Consider the following 22,504-nt stretch of genomic DNA (forward strand, 5'->3'; position numbering starts at 1 on the left):
ACGCCCGGTGGATCCGCTGTCGCCCAAGGTAAGCGAGACTTCTGGATCCAGTTGTCCTATAATCCGAGGAAGCAACCGGCGCGTCGTCCTTGCCGATCGAAGCCGGCGAGGAGCCCGGACGCGATGACCGCGTCCGGTGCCGGTAGAGTTGGCAACAGGAGTTCCCTCATGCTGGAATCGAGGTTCGCTCCGCTGCGGATCCGGGGCAAGGCCTTGCTCCCGATCGTTCAGGGTGGCATGGGCGTGGGCATCTCTGCGCACCGGCTGGCGGGGAATGTGGCGCGGCTGGGTGGCATGGGTACGATCGCGGCCGTGGACCTGCGCCAGCATCATCCCGACCTGCTGGAGCGGTCGGCCCGCTGCCGCGACCGCGGGGTGATCAGCGAGGTGAATCGGGTCGCGCTCGATCGCGAGATCCGGGCCGCGAAGGAGATTGCGGGCGGTCGGGGGCTGGTCGCGGTGAACGTCATGAGGGCGGTCAGCGACTACGCCATGTTCGTCCGCCAGTCTTGCGAGAGCGGGGCGGACGCGATCGTGATGGGGGCCGGCCTGCCGCTCGACCTCCCGGACATGACGGCGGAGTTCCCGGAAGTCGCCCTGATCCCGATCCTGTCGGACGCCCGCGGCATCAACGTCGTCCTCAAGAAATGGGTCAGGAAGGATCGGCTCCCCGACGCCATCGTCATCGAGCATCCGTTCTTCGCCGGCGGCCACCTGGGCGCGACCAAGCTCGAGGACCTGGACGAACCCCGTTTCGACTTCGAGCAGGTGATCCCGGCGACGATGGACCTCTTCGCATCGATGGGGATCGAGCCGGGCCGGATCCCGCTGATCGCGGCGGGCGGGATCAACAGCCACGAACGACTCTGCCGGGCCCTCTCCATGGGGGCGTCCGCGGTCCAGATCGGGACGCCGTTCGCGGTCACCGAGGAGGGGGACGCCCACGAGAACTTCAAGCGTGTCCTGGCCGGGGCCGGCCCGGAGGACATCGTCACCTTCATGAGCGACGCCGGCCTGCCGGCGCGAGCCGTGCGCACCCCCTGGCTGGGCCGCTATCTCGATCGGGTGGACGAGCTCCAGGCGAAGGCCCACCCGAGGAATTGCCGGCTCGGTTCCGAGTGCCTGCTGGCTTGCGGACTTCGCGACGGCAATCCCAAGGCGGGCCAGTTCTGCATCGCCGTGCACCTTGCCGCCGCGGTGCACGGTGACGTGGAGCACGGCCTTTTCTTCCGCGGCGGTGAGCCGCTCCCGTTCGGCGACGTCATCGCGCCCGTCGCTCAGCTCATGGAGTATTTCCTGACCGGGGTGAAACCGGCCTTCCTGCAGGCTCCGGCCGCGGCCACGGTCCTTCACGAACCGTCCCTGCCGGGAGCGGCGCTCCAGAATGCCTGACTCTCCCTCCTGGAGGGGCACTGTCCCACGACCGGGCGCGCCGAGGCTCGCCCGGTCGCCGGACGGAGCCGGCTCCTGCGGGATGTTCGCAGTCTGGCCGCTTCAGGGCGAAAGACGGTCGATCTGCCAGCTTGAACCATCGCGGGTGTACCGCAGTCGATCGTGAAGGCGGCTGGGACGGCCCTGCCAGAATTCGATCGAGGAGGGGACGAGGCAGTAGCCGCCCCAGTGCGCCGGGCGGGGCACCTGTCGATCGGCGAATTCCGCCTCCAGCTCCCGGACCCGCGCCTCCAGTGACTCACGGTCCGGGATCACGGTGCTCTGGCGGGAGGCCCAGGCACCGACCTTCGAGCCTTCGGGGCGACTGTCGAAGTAGGCGTCGGATTCCTCCGCCGGCACCTTCTCCAGGGACCCTTCCACCCGCACCTGACGCTCGAGAGCGTGCCAGAAGAAGACCATCGCGGCCCGCGGATTGGCGGCGATCTCCGACCCTTTGCGGCTCTCGTAATTCGTGAAGAAGGTGAACCCGCGCGGTTCGCAGCCGCGCAGGAGCATCACCCGCGCCGAGGGCTGCCCGTCGGGCGATGACGTGGCCAGGATGAACGCGTGGGGCTCCGGCACCTGGGATTTCACCGCGTCCTCGAACCAGACCTGGAACTGGCGGATCGGATCGGTCGCGACGCCGGACTCGGACAGGCTGTCCCGGTCGAACTCACGCCTCATGTCATTCAGTGGCAAGGGATCATCTCCGCGTCAGTGTCCCGCCGCTTCGTTGCGGATCATGCGGACGACGTTCATCATCGCGCGGGACGTGTGATAGTTGGCCTTCCACGGGCTCGCCTTGGCCCCGTCGCCGCGGAGGTCTCCCTCCCGCTCCGTCTCGGCGAACCAGCCGTCGAACTTCGGATCGAGCATGTGGGCCCGGATGAAGCTCCATTGCATCAGGAAGGCGCGACGATAGCGGTCGGTCTCGCGGCCGTACTTCGCATCCATGAGGAGGAGCGCGTTGAGGCCCTCGGCCTGGGTCCACCAGACCTTGGTCAGGTCGAATGCCCGGTTGGTCGCGACGTCCCCCTTGTCGTAGAAGCCGCCGTGCTCCTCGTCCCAGCCCCCCTCCAGGGCATGATCGACGAGGGACCTGGCGACCTTCCACGTTCGAGGATCGTTCGGCTCCCCCAGGACTTCGGCCGCCTCGACCAGCAGGAACGCGGTCTCCACGTCGTGGCCGTAGGAATCGTGCGAGGGGATGACCTTCCAGTCCCGGGTGAGGTACAGGTTGAGCAGCCCCGGCGCGGCCGCGATCCGGTCGCGGACCAGGGCGAAGACCTCGGCGAGCCGATCGCGGACCACGCGGCGGTCATCCACCTTCGCCAGCTCGGCAAGCGCCTCGAGCATGTGGATATGTGAATTCATGGTCTTCTGGCCGTAGGGGATGCCAAGCCGGTCCACCTTGCCGGTCGACGGCGCGGCGTCCGGCCCGTGAATCGGCGTCCCGTCCCGCCTCAGGGCCTCGAAGTAGCCCCCGTCCCGGTTGTCGTGCGCGTGGGCCTCGAGCCAGTCGAAGGCGTCGCGCGCGACCTTGAGGGCCCGCTCGTCGCCGCCCACGGCCCGGAGCTTGCTGGCGGCATAGATCACGAACGACGTGCCGTAGACGTGCTTCTCGTCGCCGAGCCGCGGGTCCAGGCGACCCCGGGCGTCCAGGATCCAGTGAAAGCCGCCGTGTTCGGCGTCGCGCATCACGTCGTCGAGGAACGCCAGGCCGTGCCGGGCATGGCCCAGGTATTCCTCGCGGCGGTCCTTCGAGTATTCCGCGAAGGCGGCGGCGGTCCAGGTCATCCTGGCCTGGTAGACCTGAAACTTGCTGACGTCGGGCCGGATCGACCAGTCCCGGGCGAGCTCCTGGTGGAATCCGCCGTGCTCGCGGTCGATCGCGTGCGGATACCAGTGCCCCGAGAGCTCGCCGCGAAGCTGTGCGTCGATCGGCGCGGCCAGGTCGGCGACGGCCGCCACCTGCTGGGCGATCGCCATCGGAAGCTGCGGGATCGCCGCGAGGAGGCCGATCGCGAGGAGGATTCGAGCGGCCCGAATCTGGCCGGGGAGGGGTCTCGGGCGGGTGCGGGTCATGCGGTCCTCGACGCGGGTGCGATTGCTGGGACTCCGGTCGATTATCGCGCAGGGCGGGCCTCGCCACAACCTCCCGGCGACGACGGCGTGGACGGATCAGAACGAGACCGTCTCGATCCAATCCAGGTCGTCGAGGACCGCCGCGATCGCGGAGTGGAGGCGGCGAGCGTTCAGGTGCGAGGCCACCTCCTGGAAATAGTCGCGATGGTCGCGGAGCATCTCCGCGACGAGAAGGGCAAGGTCCGTGGACCGGATCGCGTAGATCAGGGTCTTGAACCGGTCCATGGTCGCATAGCGGTTGAAGACCACGGCCGCGACGAGGATCGCCCGGAGGGCGGCCGCCTTGATCTCCGGGGATCGGCTCGCATCGTAGACGGACCGCATCCGCGACAACACCAGGTCGGCGTAGTCGAAGCCGCGTCGTCCGGCCGCATGTTCGAGCGCCCCGGCATACGTCCCGAGGGCCTGCGCGAAGGGAGCGGCGTCCCCCTCGCAGAGCGCGACGAGGGTCCCGCGCGGAAGGCGATCGAAGAGGTCGAGGATCGTGCCGGCCGGCTTCCCCTCGAGGGTCGCCAGCGCATGCAGGATTTCGGGTCGGGGCGGCTCGGATCCCGTCTCATCCGCACAGCGCTCGATCAGTCGCTCCAGGCCCATGCCGGTGAGTCCGGCCATGCCGGCCGGGTCCCGGCGAACGGCCTCGAGAGAATCCAGGAACGAGGCGACATCCGGATAGCGGTCTTCCGGTCGAGACGCGGTGGCGCGAAGGATGATGTGGGCGAGCGACGGGGGCAACCTCGCCGGCTCGATGGCGGCCGGGAGCTTCCCCGTGATGAGCTGATAGAGCATCTTCCCGAGCTGGAAGACGTCCGTCCTGGCGTCCGCCATCCGGCTCCCCCCCGGCATCATCTGCTCGGGTGCCAGGTAGCAGAGCGTCCCCAGGATGGCGCAGGTCCGCGTCAGGACCGTGGAGTCCCGGGGTTCGCGCTTGGCCGTCCCGAGGTCGGCGACGACGTAGCGACCGTCGCGGAGCCGGAGGACGTTGGCCGGCTTCAGGTCCCGATGCGTCACCCCGGCCCTGTGGAGGGCCTGGACGCCCAGGCAGACCTGCCGGAGCACGGCCAGCGACCAGCCGACTCCGCCGGGCCGACGACCGCGCACGTCATCATCCAGGGTCCCCGCGGCCAGCGGCATGACGAAATACGGCGGGTCCTCGTCGAGGCGCGAATCGAGGGCAGGCAAGAGGTGGGGATGTCGCATCGCCCCCAGGATCTTCGCCTCGCGGACCAGTCGCTTCCGCCTCAGCGGATTGCCGTCGCAGTACTTGAGCGCCAGCCGCCGCCCGTCCGCAAGTCGCCGGACCTCGACGACCCACCCCATCCCACCGCGGCCGATTGTCCGCGCGACCTCGTATCGCCCGTCCACGATCGCGCCGATGTTGAAGAACCGCTCCGGAGTCGGCCATCCCTTCGGATCCCGGGAGCGAGAATCCAGCTCGCGCGTCTCTGCGGATCCATGCGACATGAGTACGCTCCGCGAAGGGGGGAAGATGCCCACGCCGACCGTCCTGGCGAACCGGGCGTCCTGGACGGAATCCTACCTTATGTGTGTAAGTTTGTCCAGTACGAAGATTGTCGATTTGGAAGGTTGCCGTCCGGCCGTGAGGCGACCGGGATGGTGGTATGCGTGGCTTGGCAATATCACGTCCGGTGGGTTACTCTAAGGAGATGCGTCGGACGGAAGTCGCGGAGCCGCCTTCGCATCAAGGACGAGGGAGGCCGGGGTATCTCGATACCTGGCCGGTGCCGAGGAGGCGAATCATGTCGGTCGGCGATCATCCGCAGCGACAAGACGACGACCTGTCGACCTTTCTCAAGCGGATCCAGGCTGGAGACGGGAACGCGGCCCGCGAGCTCCTCCAGCGCTACGAGCCGGAGGTTCGCCTGGTGGTCCGGCGGCAGTTGCCGCGGCTCCTCCGCTCTCGGTTCGATTCGCTCGATTTCCTCCAGAGCGTCTGGGGGAGCTTCTTCCGGCGGATGAGGGAGGCGCCCACCGCCTTTGAGGATTCCCGCCACCTTGTCGCGTTCCTGGCCCGGGCTGCGAAGAATAAGGTGATCGACGAGTACCGGCGAGCGGCCAGCCAGAAGCAGGACATGCACCGCGAGGAGCCCCTCTGGGCGGACGGGGACCGGCCCCGGGACGTGGCCGACCACGTGGATTCTCCGAGCGAGGTGGCGCAGGCCCGCGAGGTCTTCGGCATGCTCCGAGACCTGTTGCCGGAGGAGCGGCGGGAGATCCTGGAGATGAAGGCCGAGGGCCTGACCAGCCGGGACATCGGCGAGCGACTGGGGATCAGCGAGCGGACGGTCCAGCGGGTCCTGGAAGACCTGCGCCGTCGGGTGGAGTCGGAGTGGGAGACTCGGGGATGAATTCGGTCCCGTCGGGACGGACGTGGGACGATGCGTCCTCGCCGGCCGCGGTCCGACAGGCTCGGCGGTATGAGGAGGCCTGGCAGCTCGCGTCCCGCGAGGGGCGGAGGCTCGACCCGCGTGAGTACCTGGCCTCCGCCGAGGGGGAGGCCGGCTCCCGGCTGGCGATCCTCCGCGCGGACCTGTCGCTGAGATGGGAGGCGGGCGATCGAGCGGGGGCGAAGTGGTACCTCGATCGGTTCGACGACCTCGGCGACGACAGCCGCGTCGCGCTCATCTACGAGGAGTTCTGCCTCCGCGAAGAGGACGGCGACCGGCCCGACGCCGCCGCCTATCTGGCCAGGTATCCCGCGCTCGCGGACCCGCTCCGCCGCGTGCTGGACATCCACGAGCTGATCGGCTCGGCCACCACGACCAACTCGATCTTCAACTCCTCCGCGTCGATGGGGGCCGCGGGGCGCGACGCCGAGAACGTGGCCCCGTATCCGGAGGCCGGCCAGACCATCGCCGGCTTCTACCTGGTCGAGGAGCTGGGGCGCGGGTCCTTCGCTCGCGTCTTCCTGGCGCGGGAGCGGGAGCTCGCGGACCGGCACGTCGCCCTCAAGGTGACCCGTCGGGTTTCCCGCGAGCCGCAGGCGCTCGCTCGGCTCCAGCATACCCACATCGTCCCCGTCCACTCGCTCCGCAGCGACCGGGTGACCGGGCTCCATCTCCTGTGCATGCCCTACTTCGGGCGGGTCACGCTCAGCCGCCTGCTTCACGAGGTCCGCACGTCGTCGCCGGCCCCGACCGGCTCGTCGCTGGTGGAGGCCCTGGATCGGCTCGCGAACGGCAAGGATGCCGCGATCGGCCCGCAGGCTCGCTCGGCGAGTCGGGCGGCGCTCGCCTCGCGGACGTATGCCCGCGCCATCGCATGGTGGGGGGCCCGGCTCGCGGAGGCGCTCGATCATGCCCACGATCGCGGGATCCTCCACCGCGACGTCAAGCCGAGCAACGTGCTGGTCAACGACGACGGCATGCCGATGCTGCTGGACTTCAACCTCGCGCGCGTGGAACGGCCCGCGGAAGGGAGCGGTAGCCCGGAGGCGACGCTCGGCGGGACGCTCGACTACATGGCGCCGGAGCACCTGGAAGCCCTCGCGGACGAGTCGCCGGAGGTCGTCGACGCGCGGTCCGACATCTACGGCCTGGGAATCCTCCTGTACGAGGCACTCGTCGGCGCGAAGCCATTCTCCCCGCCGCGACGGAACCTGCCGATCTACGACTCCCTGATCCGGGCCGCCACCGATCGCCGCCAGGAGTTGCCGGTTCGGTTCCCGGACGAGAACCCGGTCCCGGCCCCGTTCGTCGCGGTGATCCGCCGCTGCCTGGCGCCGGATCCCGTCGATCGCTATCAGACCGCCGGCGAGCTCGCGGAGGATCTCAGGGCGGTCGCGGACGACTTCTCCCTCTCGCACGCGCGGGAGCCGTTGATCAGCCGAGTCGGCCGTCGACTCCGGCGGAACCGCCGCAGGCTCTCGATCGCCGCGGCCCTCCTCCTCGCGCTCGGTTGCGTCCTCGGTGCCTACACGATCTACCAGGTCGACCGGCAGGATCGTTACGAGAACGCGAAGGCCCTGTATCTCGCGGGTTGCGCCGCGATCGACGAGGGCCGATTTGCCGACGCTCGCAAATGGCTGGACGCCGCCGCGCAGGGGGCCCAGTTCAAGTGGAGCGACACGATCCGTCGGAAGATCCACGGCGGGACGGTCTCGGAATTCGGCGGCCAGCTTCGGAAGAAGCTGGAGAACCTCTGGGCGGGCCCGTCGATGGACGTCCTGGAGCAGGACATCGGGTTCAAGGCCAGGATGGCCGGCCTGATCGTCAGCACTCGCGAGGATGCGGATCGGATCCACGCGGGGATGGAGGGGCTCCGATTCCGATTGATCGGACTGGGCGATGACGTCCCCGAGGCCGTCGACGAGCTGAAACGGCTCATCGAGCCCTTCCACGTCCTCGAATGCCGCGAGGCCGGCGTGACCTACGAACGCGACCTGGCCCTGATCGATCCACCCCGACGCGAGCTGCTTAGCCGGGACGTGAATGAGCTGCTCTTCCTCTGGATGGTCGGCGTCGAGGAGGCCTTCCGGGACGCCGTCCGCGGCGAGCCCGCGGATCCGGACAAGGTCGCGGGCGCCGTCGCGATTTGCGACCGCGCCCTCGCCTTCTCGGAGTTCAAGGAACCCTGGCAATCCCTCCGAGCCCTCCTGGAGCGGCACGCGGGGAGGGCCCCCGAATCCGTCATCGCCTCGGAGCCGCCGGGCCACCCGGCGAGGCTGCCCGGCGAGCCCCTCGACGTGATCGTGGTGACGTCGCCGAGCGCGTGCTTCCACTGGGGACTCCTGAACTCGAGCGCGGGGCGGACCAGCCGGGCGCTCGAGTGGCTCCAGCAGGCCGTCCGCCTCGACTGGTCGGACTACTGGTGCCACTTCTACCTCGGCTACCTCGCCAACAAGCAGGGGCTCAGCGAGGATGCCCTGAGCCATTTCAATTCCGCGGTCGCACGCCAGCCGAGGTCCCCCTGGGTCCTCTTCAATCGGGCGAGGATCCTGCGGGCCAGGGGGCAATGGGGCGGGGCGATCGAGGACTTCCGCAAGGCCCAGGACGAGTGGGGAGACGGACCGAACTCCTATCGAGTGGCGCTCGAGATGGGGGTGCTCCATTCCTCGCTGGGGAACTTCCGGGCCGCAGAGACCGAGTACCGGAGGATCATGACCCAGGTCCCCGATTCCGAGTTCGCGGAGGCCGCACGGCTCAACCTGGCGGCCCTCGACGCCGAATCGGGCCGCGAGGCGCGGGCCCTGATGGCCTACGATTCGCTGATCGAGGGCGATCCCAGGGACCAGGTCGCCCGACTCAACCGGGCCTACCTCCAGCTACGGCTGGGGAGGGGCAGCGGCGCGATCGCCGACCTCGACATCCTGATCGGATCGGGCCTGTCGGTGGTCGCGCCGAGCGAGCTCCACGCGGCCCGGGCCTCGGCCCATATCCTCCTCGATCACTCGACGCTGGCCTTGCAGGACGCCGCGGCCGTGAGGCTGCTTCGTGCCGGGCCCGCCGCGGACCGGCTCTACCAGCGGGCCCTGCTCGCGGCCGGCCGATACGGCGAGCTCGAGCTGGGGAGGCCCGAAGAAATCCGCCTCCTCCCCGTGGCCGGCCCGCGGCTCATCGCGGACCTCCGGAGGGCCGTCGTCGACCTTTCGAAGCGCGGTCGGCCCGACGATCCCCGGGCCTATCGAGCGACCTTGAACCTGGCCGTCATCCTGTCCACGCTCGGTGACCATGGTGCGGCGATCGACGCGGCACGCCAGGCCCTCTCCATGGCCGCGCGTTCCCCCGAGTCGCACCTCATCCTGGCGCGGATCCTGCTCGAGGCGGGGCAACCCGTCCCGGCGCTCGCGCGGGCGGATGCGGGCCTCGGCCTGAGGCCCCGGGATCCCGAGCTCCACGAGGCCCGAGGGGCGGCTCTCGCCCGCCTGGGGAGGCTGGAGGAGGCGATCGCCTCCCTGGATCAGGCGACGGCCATGGCCCCGAACCTGTATTCCCGCGCCCTCCGGGGAGAGGTCCTCAATGGCCTCGGGCGGTATGAGGCGGCGCTCTCGGAATGGTCGAGTGCCCTCCGGTCGGATCCGGAGCTCCCCTCGGCCTACCTCGGCCGCGCCCGGTCGTGGATCGCCCTGCGATACTGGGATCGCGCCCTGGCGGACCTCGAGCAGGCATCCACCTGGTCTCACGGCGACCTGGGGCTCGAATCGAGGATCCTGGCGTCCTATGCGCGATGCCTGCGCGAGCGGCCCGGTCACGCCGGCCGCTGGCTCTCGCTGCTCGACCGGACCGCCAGGGAATGGCTCCGCGGCGGGGTGCCGGCTTCGAAGCCGACCGTGGTGGCGACCAGCCGATAGCGTCGCGGACGCCGCCGGTGGCGTCTTCCGCGGATCAGCGTGCCCAGATGCTCCAGCGGGAACCGCCGGACTTCCTGCCTCCGCGGGTCCGGGGACGGTTCGGCCCGAACAGTCGGATCCGGACGAGCGCCAGCAGTTCGGGATAGAAGGGGCGGCTCGTCAGGGTGATCCCGATGACGATCCCGAAGATGAGGGCGAACAGGCCCAGCTTCCTGGGCTGAGTGTGATTCCCCGCCTCCTTGCCGGTGCGCCCCGCGGCACCGTCGTCCGGCTGTTCCACCCCCGCAGCCGTCGGCCGCGAGTCGGGGAGGGTCGCGATCAGCTCGGCCGATTCGCCGCGATGACGCGACCGCGAGGCCGACGTGGCCAGGATCGGCAAGCCGCCCGGGCCGCGGACCAGGAGGAGATCCTCGGAATACTCGCCGATCGCCCTCGAGGGAGGAGAGAGGGTCCCCGACGCACCGGCCGCCGCCACCTGCTCGGCGGCGCTGGTCAGGACCGGCACGGTCTCGCCGCCCGCCGAGCCCGACGCAAGGTCGAAGGCCCGTTCATTGCGGTCGAGGGGAACCGTCAAGTCGCCCGGAGCCGTCGCGAGGGTCGGGCCGACGGCCGTCGAACCGCGCGAGATCAGCGGCCCGACGGAAACCCCCGGCAGGCCCTCCGCCACCGGTGAAAGATCCGCGGCGATGCCCCCGGAAGTCATCTCGACCGAGTTGGTGGAGGATTCCTCGCCCAGCGAGGACGAGGTCGGGCCGACCGCGCGTGGCAGGGAAACTCCCGGGACGACGGTGGGGAGATAGAGGCCCGCCAGGACCTGGCTCACGATCACCAGGGGGGATTCCAGGACGAGCTGCGGGGCGGAGGGCAGGCTCCCCGCGGAGTTCGTCCGGCTCAGGTCGAGCGTGAAGTTGAGGCTGCCCGCGACGCCGTTCTCCGACCCGGCGGAGGGATCCACGCTCCGCGGCGCCTCGCCCACGTGGAAGACGAGCGTCGCTCCCCGAGGGACATGGTTGAGCGTGAGCGTCATCTCCATGGGAACATCCGGCCAGCTCTCGTACGTCCCGGTGATGACCGACAGGATATCGCCCCGAGGCCCCATCATGAGGATGTCCTCGATCATCGGGATCCCCGCCTCGGTGCTGCTGGAATCCCGACTCATCCGGATCTTGAGGCGATCCGTGCTGGAGTTCAGCGCGACCTTGAACGTGACCCGGGCCTGGTCGGGCCCCACGGTGCCCGTCAGGTGAACCTCCGGGAGGTTGACCACCGTCGGAATCGCCTCCAGGCCCGATGTATCCAGGGTCAGCGCGGGGGGGAGGACGACGGCGTCACCTTCGTCCGCGCCATCGATCTCGGTCTCCGCGGGTCGCCAGGGGGTGGAGACGAGGTCGTCCGACGGATAGGTGCCGTCGCTGGACGCTTCCTTGTGGAGGATCATCTCGGGTATCGGCGAAGGCTCGCTAGCCCGGGAGCGGCCGGCGTTCAGGCTGCTCGCCACCGCGACGACCGGCCTCACCTGGGTCAAGATCGGTGATTGAGAGACGTGCGACCCCGCGGCGGGCTGGATCGTACCGACGAGGAGCGGCGGCGGAAGGGTGGAAGGGACGAATTCCAGCGGGATGGCCGAGAGCGAACTCGCCAGGAGGAGACGGCCCTCGAGCCGCTCGATTCCCGGGAGGATCTGGCAATGTCGGCGCCGAGCATGCGGGGTCCTTCCACGCCCCGACGTGACGTGAAGCCTCGAACGCCCCTTTGCGAAAGGCGTCACCTTCGGTCTCCTGTCCCTGGTGACGGCTCATCCGGTAGCCGTATGAGTGCAACGCCTCGGTCGAATTCAGTGGGACCATTCGCGGTTCGACACACCCTCCGTAGCGGTCATCGAAATCCACGATCCCGACGCGACATCCTTTCCCAATAAACCGGTGCCTCGTCTCCTGATGCCGGCGAATCCTAGCACACTCGGTCCGGAAATACACTAAGAAAAGTCGCCGTCCGGCGTCTTAGAATACGAGTCGTTCCCGGTGATCATCCCATGCCCAGGGATCCGCAACGGGAACCCTCGTCCAGCGACTCGCATCAAAGTACCGGTCGTGCCCGAGAGACACTGCGAGAGGCGTCCCGATTCGGGGCGGTCCGGCGAACGGTCACGCCCGAGGCCGGTATGGCCGGATCGCCGAGGCGCCGGGGCATCATCCGATCCAGGGGGAGGAATTCATGACGCGGCGATCGAACCCGATGCGTGCGGCGAATCGCGAGCCGGCCCGACGCAGCCGCCGGCGTGTCGCCGGGGCCGTGATACTCTCATGGAGCCTCCTCGTCATGGGAAGCCGGGCGATCGCGGCCGATCCCCCGGCGGCGTCCGGCGAGCCGATCCGGGCGAAGGACGCCGCGATGCCCGCCGCGCCGATCGTCCCGGGCGACATCGTCTCCGCCATGCAGGAAGGAAAGTACGACGCGGCCGGGGCCGCCCTGACGGCGCTGGCGGAGAAGGCGAAGGTCGCGGACGATCGCGCCTACTTCACCTACCTGCGGGCCATCGCGGAGCGGCTCGCCGGCAAGCGGAAGGAGGCCGTCGCCACGCTCCACGGGGCCCTCGAGGCCAGCCCGAAGGGTCCATGGTCCCCCAAGATCCGGAACGAGCTATCGGGCCTGGAGCTTGCCGCCGGGAACCTCGCCGTCGCCGAGGAGCTGGCTCGGAACGAGGCCACGCGACTGCTCGCGGACGAGCGGAAGGATCGACTGGCGGAGATCTACCAGTCCCACGCGAGGAGGCTGCTCCAGCCCGAGGATCCGATCGTCCAGCCCGATCCCAACGGAGCCTGGGAGCTCTTCAATCAGGCCCGCGAGCTGGCCAAGAGCCCGGCCCTTCGCGCCGGGCTCCTCTTCTCCATGGGCCGCGCCAGCCACCAGGCCGGGAATCTCCCGCGAGCCATCGAGAATCTCGAGGCGTACCTTCGCGACTATCCGAAGGGCTCGGATCGACTCGCCGTCCGCCTGAGGCTGGGCGAGGTCCGGCGCCAGGCCGGCGAGCTGCTCCCCGCCCGACTGCTCTGGTCCGATCTCGCCCGGGAGATCGAGGGGATGCGGCCCGAGGACCGGACGAAGGACGCGGACGAGATCCGCGCCGCCGCCCTCGCCGAGATCCCCTCCACCTACCAGATTCCGAACCCGCCCGACGACGCCAACCTGAACCTGGGCGTGGCCGCACTCCGCCGGTTCCTGGCCGCCTACCCGGCGCACCCGAGGGCGGTCCGCGCGGCCTACGACGTCGGCGCGTCCTACCTCGCCCGCGGCAAGAGCGACGAGGCCCTCGCCGCCTTCGGGCGATTCCTCAAGGACGAGGGCTTCAAGGCGGAAACGGACGCGGCTCGCCGCGACCAGGCCGAGCTCGTGATGACGGCGACCTTCCAGTCCGCGCAGGTCCTCCAGGGCCAGCAGAAGTACGCCGAGGCCATCGCCGCCTATCGCGGCTACCTCACCCGGTTCCCCAACGGGCCGCAGAGTGCCGACGCCCAGCGCGCGATCCTCGACGCGGAGCTGCTGATCGCCGCCGACCACGTCGCGCACGAGCGGTACGCCGAGGCCCGGGCCGCCTGGGGCGACTTCGTGACCCGAAATCCACTCGACCCGCGGGTGCCCGAGCTCCTCTTCCAGGCGGGCGAGACCTTCTTGAAGGAGAAGAAGCCGGACGAGGCGATCGCCTACTGGGCGCCGCTCACCACCAGGTTCCCGACCAGCGAGCCGGCCGCCCATGCCCTCTTCCTGACGGCCGCCATCTTCGAAAACGAGAAGGGGGACCTCGCCGGCGCCATCGATCGCTTCCGGAAGATCGCCGTCGATCCGTGGAAGGCCCAGGCCCTCCAGCGCGTGGCGGTGATGGAGAGCAAGGCGCTCACGGTCGTCACTCCCCGCATCTACCGCACCGGCGAGATGCCCAAGCTGCGGATCGCCAGCCGCAACCTGGAGAAGCTCACGTTCACCGCGTATCGGCTCAACGCCGAGGCGTACTTCCGCAAGAAGCACGCCCTCGCCAACGTCGAATCACTCGACATCGGGCTCGTTGCACCCGACGCCGAATGGACGGTCGACGTCCCGGGCCAGGCGAAGTACAAGCCCGTGGAAGCCGACTATGAGCTCGCGAAGCTCGAGAAGCCGGCCGTCTACGTCGTCAAGGTCACGGACCAGAAGCACCTCCAGGCGACGACCCTGGTCGTCGCCAGCGACATCGACGCGATCGTCAAGTCCTCGAGGGAGCAGGTCCTCGTCTTCGCCCAGGACATGAAGACGGGCAAGGGGCGGCCGAAGGCGAAGGTCCTCGTTTCGGACGCCGGCCAGGTCATCCTGGAGGCGGAGACCGGCGCCGACGGCGTCCTCGTCCATGACTGGTCCCCGGCCCGAGACGCCAGCTCGCCGCTCAGCTACCTGGTCCTCGACGGCGGCAACGTGGCCGGCTCCGGCCTGGCCGTGCCGAACAAGGTCTCGCAGGGGCTCTCGCCGCGGGCCTACATCTACACCGATCGCCCCGCCTATCGGCCCGGCCAGGCCGCCTCGATCCGCGGCGTCATCCGGGAGATCCAGAACGGCCAGTACGCCAACTCCCCCGCGGCCGTGTATCGATTCGAGATCTCCGATAGCCGCGGGCGTCAGCTCGTCACCCGGAACGTGACGCTTTCCGAGTTCGGCACGTTCCACGAGAGTCTCCAGCTCGAGCGTGGCACGCCCGTCGGCACCTACAAGATCCGCGTCTTCCAGCCCGGCAAGAGCGACTTCACCGGGGCGTTCGAGGTCCAGTCCTACCAGCTCGAGCCGATCGACCTCACGTTCGCGCTCAAGAAGACGGTCTTCTATCGCGGCGAGACCATCGAGGCGGACGTGGTGGCGAAATACCAGTATGGAGCCCCGCTGGCGGCCCGCCCCCTGGAGATCAACCTCCCCGACGGCCGAATCCTCCATGGCGAGACCGATTCTGCCGGCAAGTTCCACTTCACCGTCGCCACCGAAGGGTTCGCCGAGGACACGAGGCTCCGCCTGGTCGCCAAGCTCACCAAGGACAACGTCCAGGCCGCCGCGGCGGTCCAGCTCGCCACCCGCGGCTTCGACATCGCGGTGAGCGTCAGACGCGACGTCCTGCTCGACGGCGAGTCATTCCCCGTCAAGCTGACCACGACCGACGCCAAGGGAGACCCGATCGGCCAATCCCTGAGCCTCGCCGTCATCAAGCGACTGGTCCAGGCGGGTCGCGTCACCGAGCGCGAAGCCCAGCGCAAGGCCGTCGAGACGGACCCAAAGACGGGCGAAGGGAATCTCGGCCTCCGAATCGACGACCCCGACGGCGGGAGTTACATCCTCCGGGCCTCGGGCACCGACCGTTTCGGGAACCCGATCGTCGCCGATCTAGCGGTCCAGGTCTCGGGCAAGAAGGACGAGACTCGGCTGAGGATCCTCGCCGACCGCCAGCGCTACAAGGTTGGCGAGCGGGCCGAGGTCAACCTCCACAGCCGCGGCCGAGCGGGGACGGCCCTGCTCACCTGGGAGGCCGACCGGATCCTGTCGTACCGGATCGTCACGCTCAAGGACGGCGACAATCCGCTGGCCTGGCCGGTCGACGGGCCGGAGTTCCCCAACTTCACCCTGACCGCCTCCAGGATGTGGGAGAACGTCTTCGACCACGCCAAGCTGGACGTCCAGGTCGAACGCGAGCTGGCGGTCACGCTGAAGCCGACCAGGCCGAGCGTCGGCCCCGGCGAGGACGTCGAGCTCGAGGTCACCGCGGTGGACCAGCTCGGCAAGCCCGTCGCCGCGGAGCTGTCGATCGCCATGATCGACCGGTCCCTGTTGCGGCTCCACGGCGACCGGATGCCGCCGATCGCCTCCTTCTTCTACGACCAGACCCGGACCGGCGCCTTCGCGACCGAATCCTCGAACACGTTCCGGTACGTCCCGGCCACGACCGGGGTGGCCCGGGCCGTCGTGGATGAGGCGGAGCGGCTCGCGGCGATGGCGGCCAACGCAGCCCACCTGGGGACGGTCCAACTGGAACTGAAGGACCAGATGAACAAGGACATGCCCGCCGACAGCAACCGGCCGGGGGGAGGCCCGGCGGATTCGAAAGCTGGCGAGCTGAGGGGAATGGCCATGGGAGGCATGGGCGGCGCACCTGGCATGTCCGGACCTGCCGAGTCCTCCGCCGGCAGGAAGCTGGCGAAGCGCTCGAGGGCGGCGCAGGACGCATCCAAGGCCAAGCAGGACAACGGAAGCGTGGTCGCGTTCCAGGAAAGTGACCTCGCCTCCGTGGCCGATCCCGAGGTCAAGGAGGGAGTCAAGTTCCCTGTCTCCTTCGGTTATCTGGCCGCCGAGCGAAATCAGATGAACCGCGAACACCGCGAGCGGTTCGCCGAGACGGCCTACTGGAACCCGAGCGTGGTCACGGGCAAGGACGGCAAGGCCCGGTTGACCTTCAAGGCGCCGGGTGCGCTTTCGGACTACCAGATTGTCGCCCGTGGCGTCACGGGCAACGACACGCTCGTGGGCCAGGCGACCTCTTCGATGACGATCCGCAAGGACTTCTTCGTCGACCTGAAGATTCCGGCCGGCCTGACGCAGGGCGACAAGCCGCGGCTCGTGGCCCGGGTGCATCACGTCGGCGTCCAGGGGACGGTTGCCCTGCGGCTGACCGTCTACGCGGGGGGACGCGAGGAGGTCTTCCCGAAGGCACTCGAGCTGAAGGGGGACGGCGTGGACGAGGTCCTGCTCGACCCGTTCGAGGTCCCCGACACCGACTCGGTGCGGCTCACCCTCGTCGGCAAGGTCGGGGCGATTCAGGACGAGGTGACCACGGAGGTCCCGGTTCGTTCGTGGGGAGTCCAGGCGTACGCCTCGGAGTCGGGGACCAGCAGCGACGGCACGGCGGTCTTCGTCGGGCTGCCCAAGGGGAGGACTTACGAGAGCCCGGAGATGGTCGTCCTGATCGCGCCCACGCTCCAGCGGATGATCATCGAGCTGGCGCTCGGCCGGGACTACCGGATCTATGCGAAGGACCTGAACTGCCGGATCATGCCGCCTCCGGGCGGGACCATGGGCGACCGCGCCGGAGACCTGCTGGCGGCGACGTCCGCCCTCGGTTACGTCCGCGCGACTCGCGCCGGCGGCGCCCCGGATGCGGAGCGGATCGCGTCCCGCATCCAGGGCCTGGTGGCCGAGCTGACCGCGGCCCAGAACGAGGACGGCGGCTGGCCGTGGGTCGCCGCGGGCACGCTGCCCAGGCAGGGCGAGAAGGTCGCGGCGGCGGTCGCGAGCGAACGGCTCACGTCCGCTTCCGTCTTCTGGGCGCTCGCGACGGCGGAGCAGGCCGGACTGCTCCCCGATCCCAAGATCCTGGACAAGGCCGCGGCATGGCTTACCCAGGCGGTCACCGCCGGGACCAATTCCCGCGACCTGGATGCGCGTGCGACCCTGCTGCACGCCCTCAGCACGCGGCATGCGGCCACGTTCGAGATGGCGAACACGCTCAACCGCGAGCGTCAGGGGCTCTCGAACACGGCGCTCGCCTACCTGGCATTGACCTTCGCGAACCTGAACCGGGCGGAGCTCGGGGCCGAGGTCGCGTCCATCCTGGTCAGCCGGGCCAAGGTCGAGGCGACGGCGCCGGGACGACCCTCTCGGCTCTACTGGGACGGCTCCGGCCAGTCCGCGAACGCTCGCGGGGCCGTCGAGACGACGGCCCTGGCGGCCCTTGCCCTGGCGAGGGTCCGTCCCCAGGGGAACGAGCTCGACCGGGCCGCCGAGTGGCTCCACGCCCATCGCTTCGGCTACGGCTGGAACCCGCATCGTGCCAAGGGCCCGGCCCTGGCCGCGCTCGCGCTCTACCACGCTCGGTCGAAGGGCGCCGAGGATCGATACCGACTGACGGTCAGCGTCAATGAGACCAAGGTCGCGGAATTGAACGTGGCCGGCAGCGGCGAGAGCCAGGCCATCCGCGTCCCGCTCAGGGCCCTCAAGGCCGGCGACGCCAATCGCGTGGGCCTGGCGATGGAAGGCCGCGGCACCTTCAGCTATTCCGTCACGATGACGGGGTTCACCCGCGATTTCGGCCCCGAGCAGGACCGCAATAACCGGCCCGCGTGGGTGGATCGCCGGGTCTACTGGCCGGCTCCGCACGAGCTCGACGGCAAGGTCCTGCCGTCCAGCTTCGGCGTCGCCGTGAACGCGGACTCCTGGGAAAACACCATCAGCCAGGTCGCCCTCGGCGGCAAGGGCCGGGTCGGGCTCGTCGTCTGGCGCAACGTTCCGGACTCGACCCCGGAATGGGAGCGCGACTTCCTGGTGGTGGAGGAGCAGCTCCCCGCGGGCACCACGCTCATCGAGGGCTCCGTGATCACCTCGGCGAGCTCCTACACGCTGGCCGACGGCGTGCTGACCTTCTACTTCGCCCCCGATCAGAATCCCGGCGGCATCCAGTACGACGTCTACGGCTACCTGCCCGGCCAGTATCGGGCGCTCCCGACCTCGGTCCGGAGCGCGTACGACCCCGGTCGTCAGCAACTGGGCCAGCCCGGCGAGCTGAAGGTCCTGGCGCCCGGAGAGAAGAACACCGATCCCTACCGGATCACGCCCGACGAGCTCTACACGGCGGGCAAGATCCACTTCGACGCCGGCCGGTATGCCGAGGCCGCCGCCGCCCTCGAGCCGCTCTTCGCGGGCTACTCCCTCCGCGACGACGTCGCCAAGGATGCGGCCCGGATGCTCCTGCTGATCCACATCACGAACTACGACGCCCGCAAGGTCGTCCAGTACTTCGAGGTCATCAAGGAGAAGGCCCCGGACCTGATCCTGGACTTCGACAAGCTCCTCGTGATCGGGAAAGCCTATCGAGATATCAACGAATACGAGCGGGCGATCATCGTCTGGCGCGGGCTCGTCGAGGCCAGCTACCTCGAGGACGCCCGGATCGGCGAGCTCCTCCGCCAGCGGGGGAAGACCCTGGAAGCGACCGCGTACCTGATCGACCTCTGGCGGAGCTATCCCAACACGCCCTCGATCGAGAGCGACTTCTTCGGCCTCTCCCAGATCCTGGCGAAGGCCGCGGCGGAAGCCTTCACCGAGCCGAACCTGAGGCGCGAGCTCGCGGCGGCGGGGATCACCCGGTCCGAGCTCCTGCTCCAGACGGTCCGGCTGATCCAGGTCTTCCTGTCCCAGTCGCCGACCAACCCGATGGCCGACGAGGCGAGCCTGGCCCTCGTGAACGCGTTCATCGACCTGGAAGACTACCCGGGCGTCGTCAAGCTCGCCGCCCGCTTCGCCGCCACCTATCCGAAGAGCACGTACCAGGATGCCTTCCAGTACAGCGAGGCCCTGGCGAACTTCCATCTCAACAAGTACGACCGGGCGGTCGAGGTCGCTGAGCGGATCTCGAAGGCGGTCTACAAGGATCCCAGCGGGGTGGACCAGCCGAGCCCGAACAAGTGGCAGGCCATCTACATCCTGGGGCAGATCTTCGATGCCCGCCGCGCCCCCGGCAAGGCGATCGAATACTACAAGCAGGTGGCCGATCGGTTCACCGACGCCGCCAGCGCGATCCAGTTCTACACCCGGAAGGAGCTGAAGGTGCCCGAGGTCTCGATCGTGAGGCTGCCGAACAGGCCCGCGGTCGCCGGCGCCGGGGTCGAGGGGGGCGAGGCACGGCCGCCGTTCGGTCTCCGGGCGGTGGGCACGGAGCCCGCGGGGGGCGGGGTCGAGGGGCTCTCGAAACCCGGCATCAAGCTCGAGTATCGCAACATCGGCCGGGTTGAGATCACGGCCTATCCCGTCGACCTGATGCAGCTCTACCTCACGCGGCGGAACCTGAACGCGATCGCCGGGATCGACCTGGCGGGCATCACGCCCCTGGTGGAGAAGAGCGTCGAGCTCGGCTCGGGATCGGATTACGAGGATGCGTCGAGGATGATCGAGCTCCCCCTGACGAAGGAGGGGGCGTACCTGGTGATGATCCGCGGCGAGAACCTCTATGCGTCGGGGATCGTCCTCGTCACGCCCATCGACGTGGAGATCCTGGAAGAATCGTGCGGGCGGGTCCGGGTGACGGTCCGCGACGCCCGGACGAAGGCCCTGCTGCCGAAGGTGCAGGTGAAGGTGATCGGTACCAACAACCCGGACTTCCTCTCGGGAGAGACCGACCTTCGCGGCGTGTTCGTGGCCGATGGCGTGCAGGGCCAGGTCACCGCGGTGGCGCGGAAGGATACGATCCAGTACGCCTTCTACCGCGGCACGAGCTACGTCGGCACTCCGCCGACGCCGCCGGCCCCGGCCGCCAACGCCCAGCAGGGGCAGCAGGCCACCATGCCGGCGCTCAACCAGTCCCTGGACGCCAACCTGAGGTCGCAGAACTCCGCCAACTACATGCGCCAGATTCAGCGACTCGAGAATCGCTACAACGCGCCGGAGACCGGCAAGCCTCGGGGAGCCGCGGCGGGGGGCTTCCGCTGAGCGAAGCCGACGCTCGGATCGTCGGGGCTCGACATGGGCCCCGGCGATCTGAGGCTCATGTCCCCTCGGTCGCCCCCTCAGTTCCGCCCGAGCGTCCGATCGACGGCCCCGACCAGGCTTTCACCCAGGCCCTTCTGGCGGATGGCCTCCAGGTCCAGCCGGCAGGCGAAGAGGGCGTCCACGACCCTGGCGTCCCACTGCGTGCCGCGGCCCTTCATGAGGATCTCGTCAATCTGCCTGGGCGTGAGCCGCTTGCGATAGGGCCGGTTGCTGGACATGGCGTCAAAGGAGTCCGCGACGGCCAGGATCCGCGCCTCCAGCGGGATGTCCTCCCCGCTGAGGCGATCCGGGTAACCCGTGCCGTCGAGACTCTCGTGATGATGGCGGACGCCGGGCAGGATGTGATGGAGCGTCTTCAGGTCGCGGAGGATCGTCACCCCGATTTCGACGTGGGCCTGGATCTTCCGATACTCCTCGTCGGTCAACGGTCCGTCCTTCTTGAGGACGTCGTCATCCACGCCAATCTTGCCGATGTCGTGGAGGAGCCCCGCCAGGTATAGGTCGCTCCGCTTGTTCGCGGGGACGCCGATCTCCTGGGCCAGCCGCATGGCGATCCGCGCGACCCGTTCGGAGTGCCCGGAGGTGTAGGGATCCTTCGCGTCGATCGCCGCCGTCAGCGCGTGGATGATCCCGAACACCAGCTCCTTCAGCTCGGCGTGGACCCTGGCGTTGCTCGACTGCGTCGTGATCAGGGACGCCACGAATTGCATTCGATCCACGTCGCTGACGTCGAACATGCGGTCCTCGGTGGGATTGGCGGCGATGAGCCAGCCGGCGGTGCCCGCCGGGAGGCAGGCATAACGCCCCAGCGATGTGGCCTGGCCTCCCCCCGGCGCGTCGTTGAACAGGATGACGGCCTCGGCCCCGGACTGGACGGCGATCCGCAGGAAGGCCGCCTCCGGCATACCTTCGATCCCGCCGCTAACCACGACGGCCGCCCCTTTCTCCCTGGGGACCCACGCGACCGCGGCCACCTTCAATGATGACCTCAGGACGTTCGTCGCCAGCATCTGGTAGCGGTCGGGGGGATCGGAGATTCGCATCCGGCGGACCAGCCGCCCGATCACGGCCCGTTCGGATTGCTCGTCATCGCTGCAGAGGTCGTTACCGGCCTTCCCCGGCGAGATCGGGACATTCGTCCGCAGTCGACCCAGGAACTGCTGGCCCCAGGCACGCAATGCCGGCTCCGGGCAGCTCGGTCCCCACGCAAGCGCGTCCCGGCGCAAGGACGTGTGATTGGGGTCGGAGGGATCCGCGATCGAGGCGTCCGCGACGGGGTTGTGGAAGCCCGCGAAGAGCACGATCTCCGACCCATCCGATCCCTGAGCGGGGAGGAGGAGCCACACCCGGCCGGGGTCGTCATCGGGGAACCAGGTCGTCACCCGGCCCTGGCGGATCGCCAGCGAGTCGACCGCTTCGACCAGGTCGGCGTGGACCTCCGGCAGGTCATATTCCCTGGCGGCGATGGCGAGAGCCCAGCACCGGCGGCGACGGTCGAAGACCCCGATCGGCGCCGAGAACTCGCGCGCGGCCAGCTCGGCGAGCGCGGAAGGCCATTGTGGCCGGCAGCCTTCCTCGTGGCGACGCGAGCCTACGTCCGGTCGGGCCACCATCTGCGGATACCCTTCGAGCGACATCTTCGAACCTCGTGAGGAGTCGCGAAGCAGGCGGCGCGACACGCGAATGACCCGGCTTCTCCGATCGGCCGTTTTCGGAGAGTTCCCTTTCCCCGGTTCGTGATGCGTCAGCGATCGGGCCGCGATCACTCCGCGAGCGCATGTCGTCCGGCGAATCTCCGAGTCAATCCTAGGACATGGTTTCTCGTGTTGTCGTTTCGCAACTTGGTGCCGTGTCTCCTGCATGCTTGGACAAAGACCCCGGCCAGACCTACTTTCCCCTTGTAGGGCGTTCCCTCTCGAGCCGTTGGCCGCCGTTCGACGTGGACGGAGCCTGCCGCCGATCGAGTCTCGACTCCCAGAGATCAGCCCGGGGATGAATCATGTCCAAGCCGCGACGCGCCGGAGGGGGATCTCACGGAGATCCACCCGATAGCGAGCCCGCTTTCGACTGGCCAGGGGA

Annotated in this window: 9 protein-coding genes; 4 read left to right on the forward strand and 5 right to left on the reverse strand. The window is 69.0% G+C overall.

Annotated features, from left to right (window positions below; translation table 11 throughout):
* The first annotated feature begins 168 nt into the window (after window positions 1–168).
* Complete coding sequence (locus tag G6O54_RS07410) at window positions 169–1,392, forward strand: NAD(P)H-dependent flavin oxidoreductase (RefSeq protein ID WP_165222489.1); 1,224 nt, start codon at window positions 169–171, stop codon at window positions 1,390–1,392.
* A 102-nt stretch (window positions 1,393–1,494) separates the two neighbouring features.
* Here the strand turns inward: G6O54_RS07410 and pdxH are convergent, their stop codons facing one another.
* The 3 genes from pdxH to G6O54_RS07425 form a co-directional block, all read right to left on the reverse strand.
* Window positions 1,495–2,130 (reverse strand): pyridoxamine 5'-phosphate oxidase, encoded by a 636-nt coding sequence (gene pdxH, locus G6O54_RS07415; RefSeq protein ID WP_205678692.1) that lies wholly within the window; start codon window positions 2,128–2,130, stop codon window positions 1,495–1,497.
* Window positions 2,131–2,145: 15 nt separating this feature from the next.
* Window positions 2,146–3,516, reverse strand: a complete 1,371-nt coding sequence (locus tag G6O54_RS07420) for an AGE family epimerase/isomerase (protein ID WP_165222492.1) — start codon at window positions 3,514–3,516, stop codon at window positions 2,146–2,148.
* 96 nt (window positions 3,517–3,612) lie between these two features.
* Window positions 3,613–5,037, reverse strand: a complete 1,425-nt coding sequence (locus G6O54_RS07425; RefSeq protein ID WP_165222495.1) for a serine/threonine-protein kinase — start codon at window positions 5,035–5,037, stop codon at window positions 3,613–3,615.
* A 296-nt stretch (window positions 5,038–5,333) separates the two neighbouring features.
* On the opposite strand from G6O54_RS07425, the gene G6O54_RS07430 reads away from it, so the two are divergent.
* Entirely contained in the window at window positions 5,334–5,942 is a 609-nt protein-coding gene (locus tag G6O54_RS07430; protein WP_165222498.1) for an RNA polymerase sigma factor, read from the forward strand.
* Window positions 5,939–9,883 carry a serine/threonine-protein kinase gene (locus G6O54_RS07435; protein WP_165222501.1) on the forward strand — a complete coding sequence of 1,315 codons (3,945 nt, stop codon included), beginning with the start codon at window positions 5,939–5,941 and terminating at the stop codon, window positions 9,881–9,883. Before G6O54_RS07430 ends, G6O54_RS07435 begins: the two co-directional genes overlap by 4 nt.
* Before the next feature lie 34 nt (window positions 9,884–9,917).
* On the opposite strand, the gene G6O54_RS07440 is transcribed toward G6O54_RS07435, so the two are convergent.
* Window positions 9,918–11,651, reverse strand: coding sequence for a hypothetical protein (locus G6O54_RS07440; protein ID WP_165222504.1), 1,734 nt, complete (start codon window positions 11,649–11,651; stop codon window positions 9,918–9,920).
* A 446-nt stretch (window positions 11,652–12,097) separates the two neighbouring features.
* On the opposite strand from G6O54_RS07440, the gene G6O54_RS07445 reads away from it, so the two are divergent.
* Window positions 12,098–20,365 (forward strand): MG2 domain-containing protein, encoded by an 8,268-nt coding sequence (locus G6O54_RS07445; RefSeq protein ID WP_165222507.1) that lies wholly within the window; start codon window positions 12,098–12,100, stop codon window positions 20,363–20,365.
* A gap of 77 nt (window positions 20,366–20,442) precedes the next feature.
* Here G6O54_RS07445 and G6O54_RS07450 read toward each other — a convergent pair whose 3' ends face one another.
* A complete protein-coding gene (locus tag G6O54_RS07450; RefSeq protein ID WP_165222510.1) occupies window positions 20,443–22,062 on the reverse strand; it encodes an HD domain-containing phosphohydrolase in 1,620 nt (539 codons plus the stop codon).
* Window positions 22,063–22,504: the final 442 nt, after the last annotated feature.

The sequence above is a fragment of the Aquisphaera insulae genome, assembly GCF_011064615.1.
Classification (GTDB): domain Bacteria; phylum Planctomycetota; class Planctomycetia; order Isosphaerales; family Isosphaeraceae; genus Aquisphaera; species Aquisphaera insulae.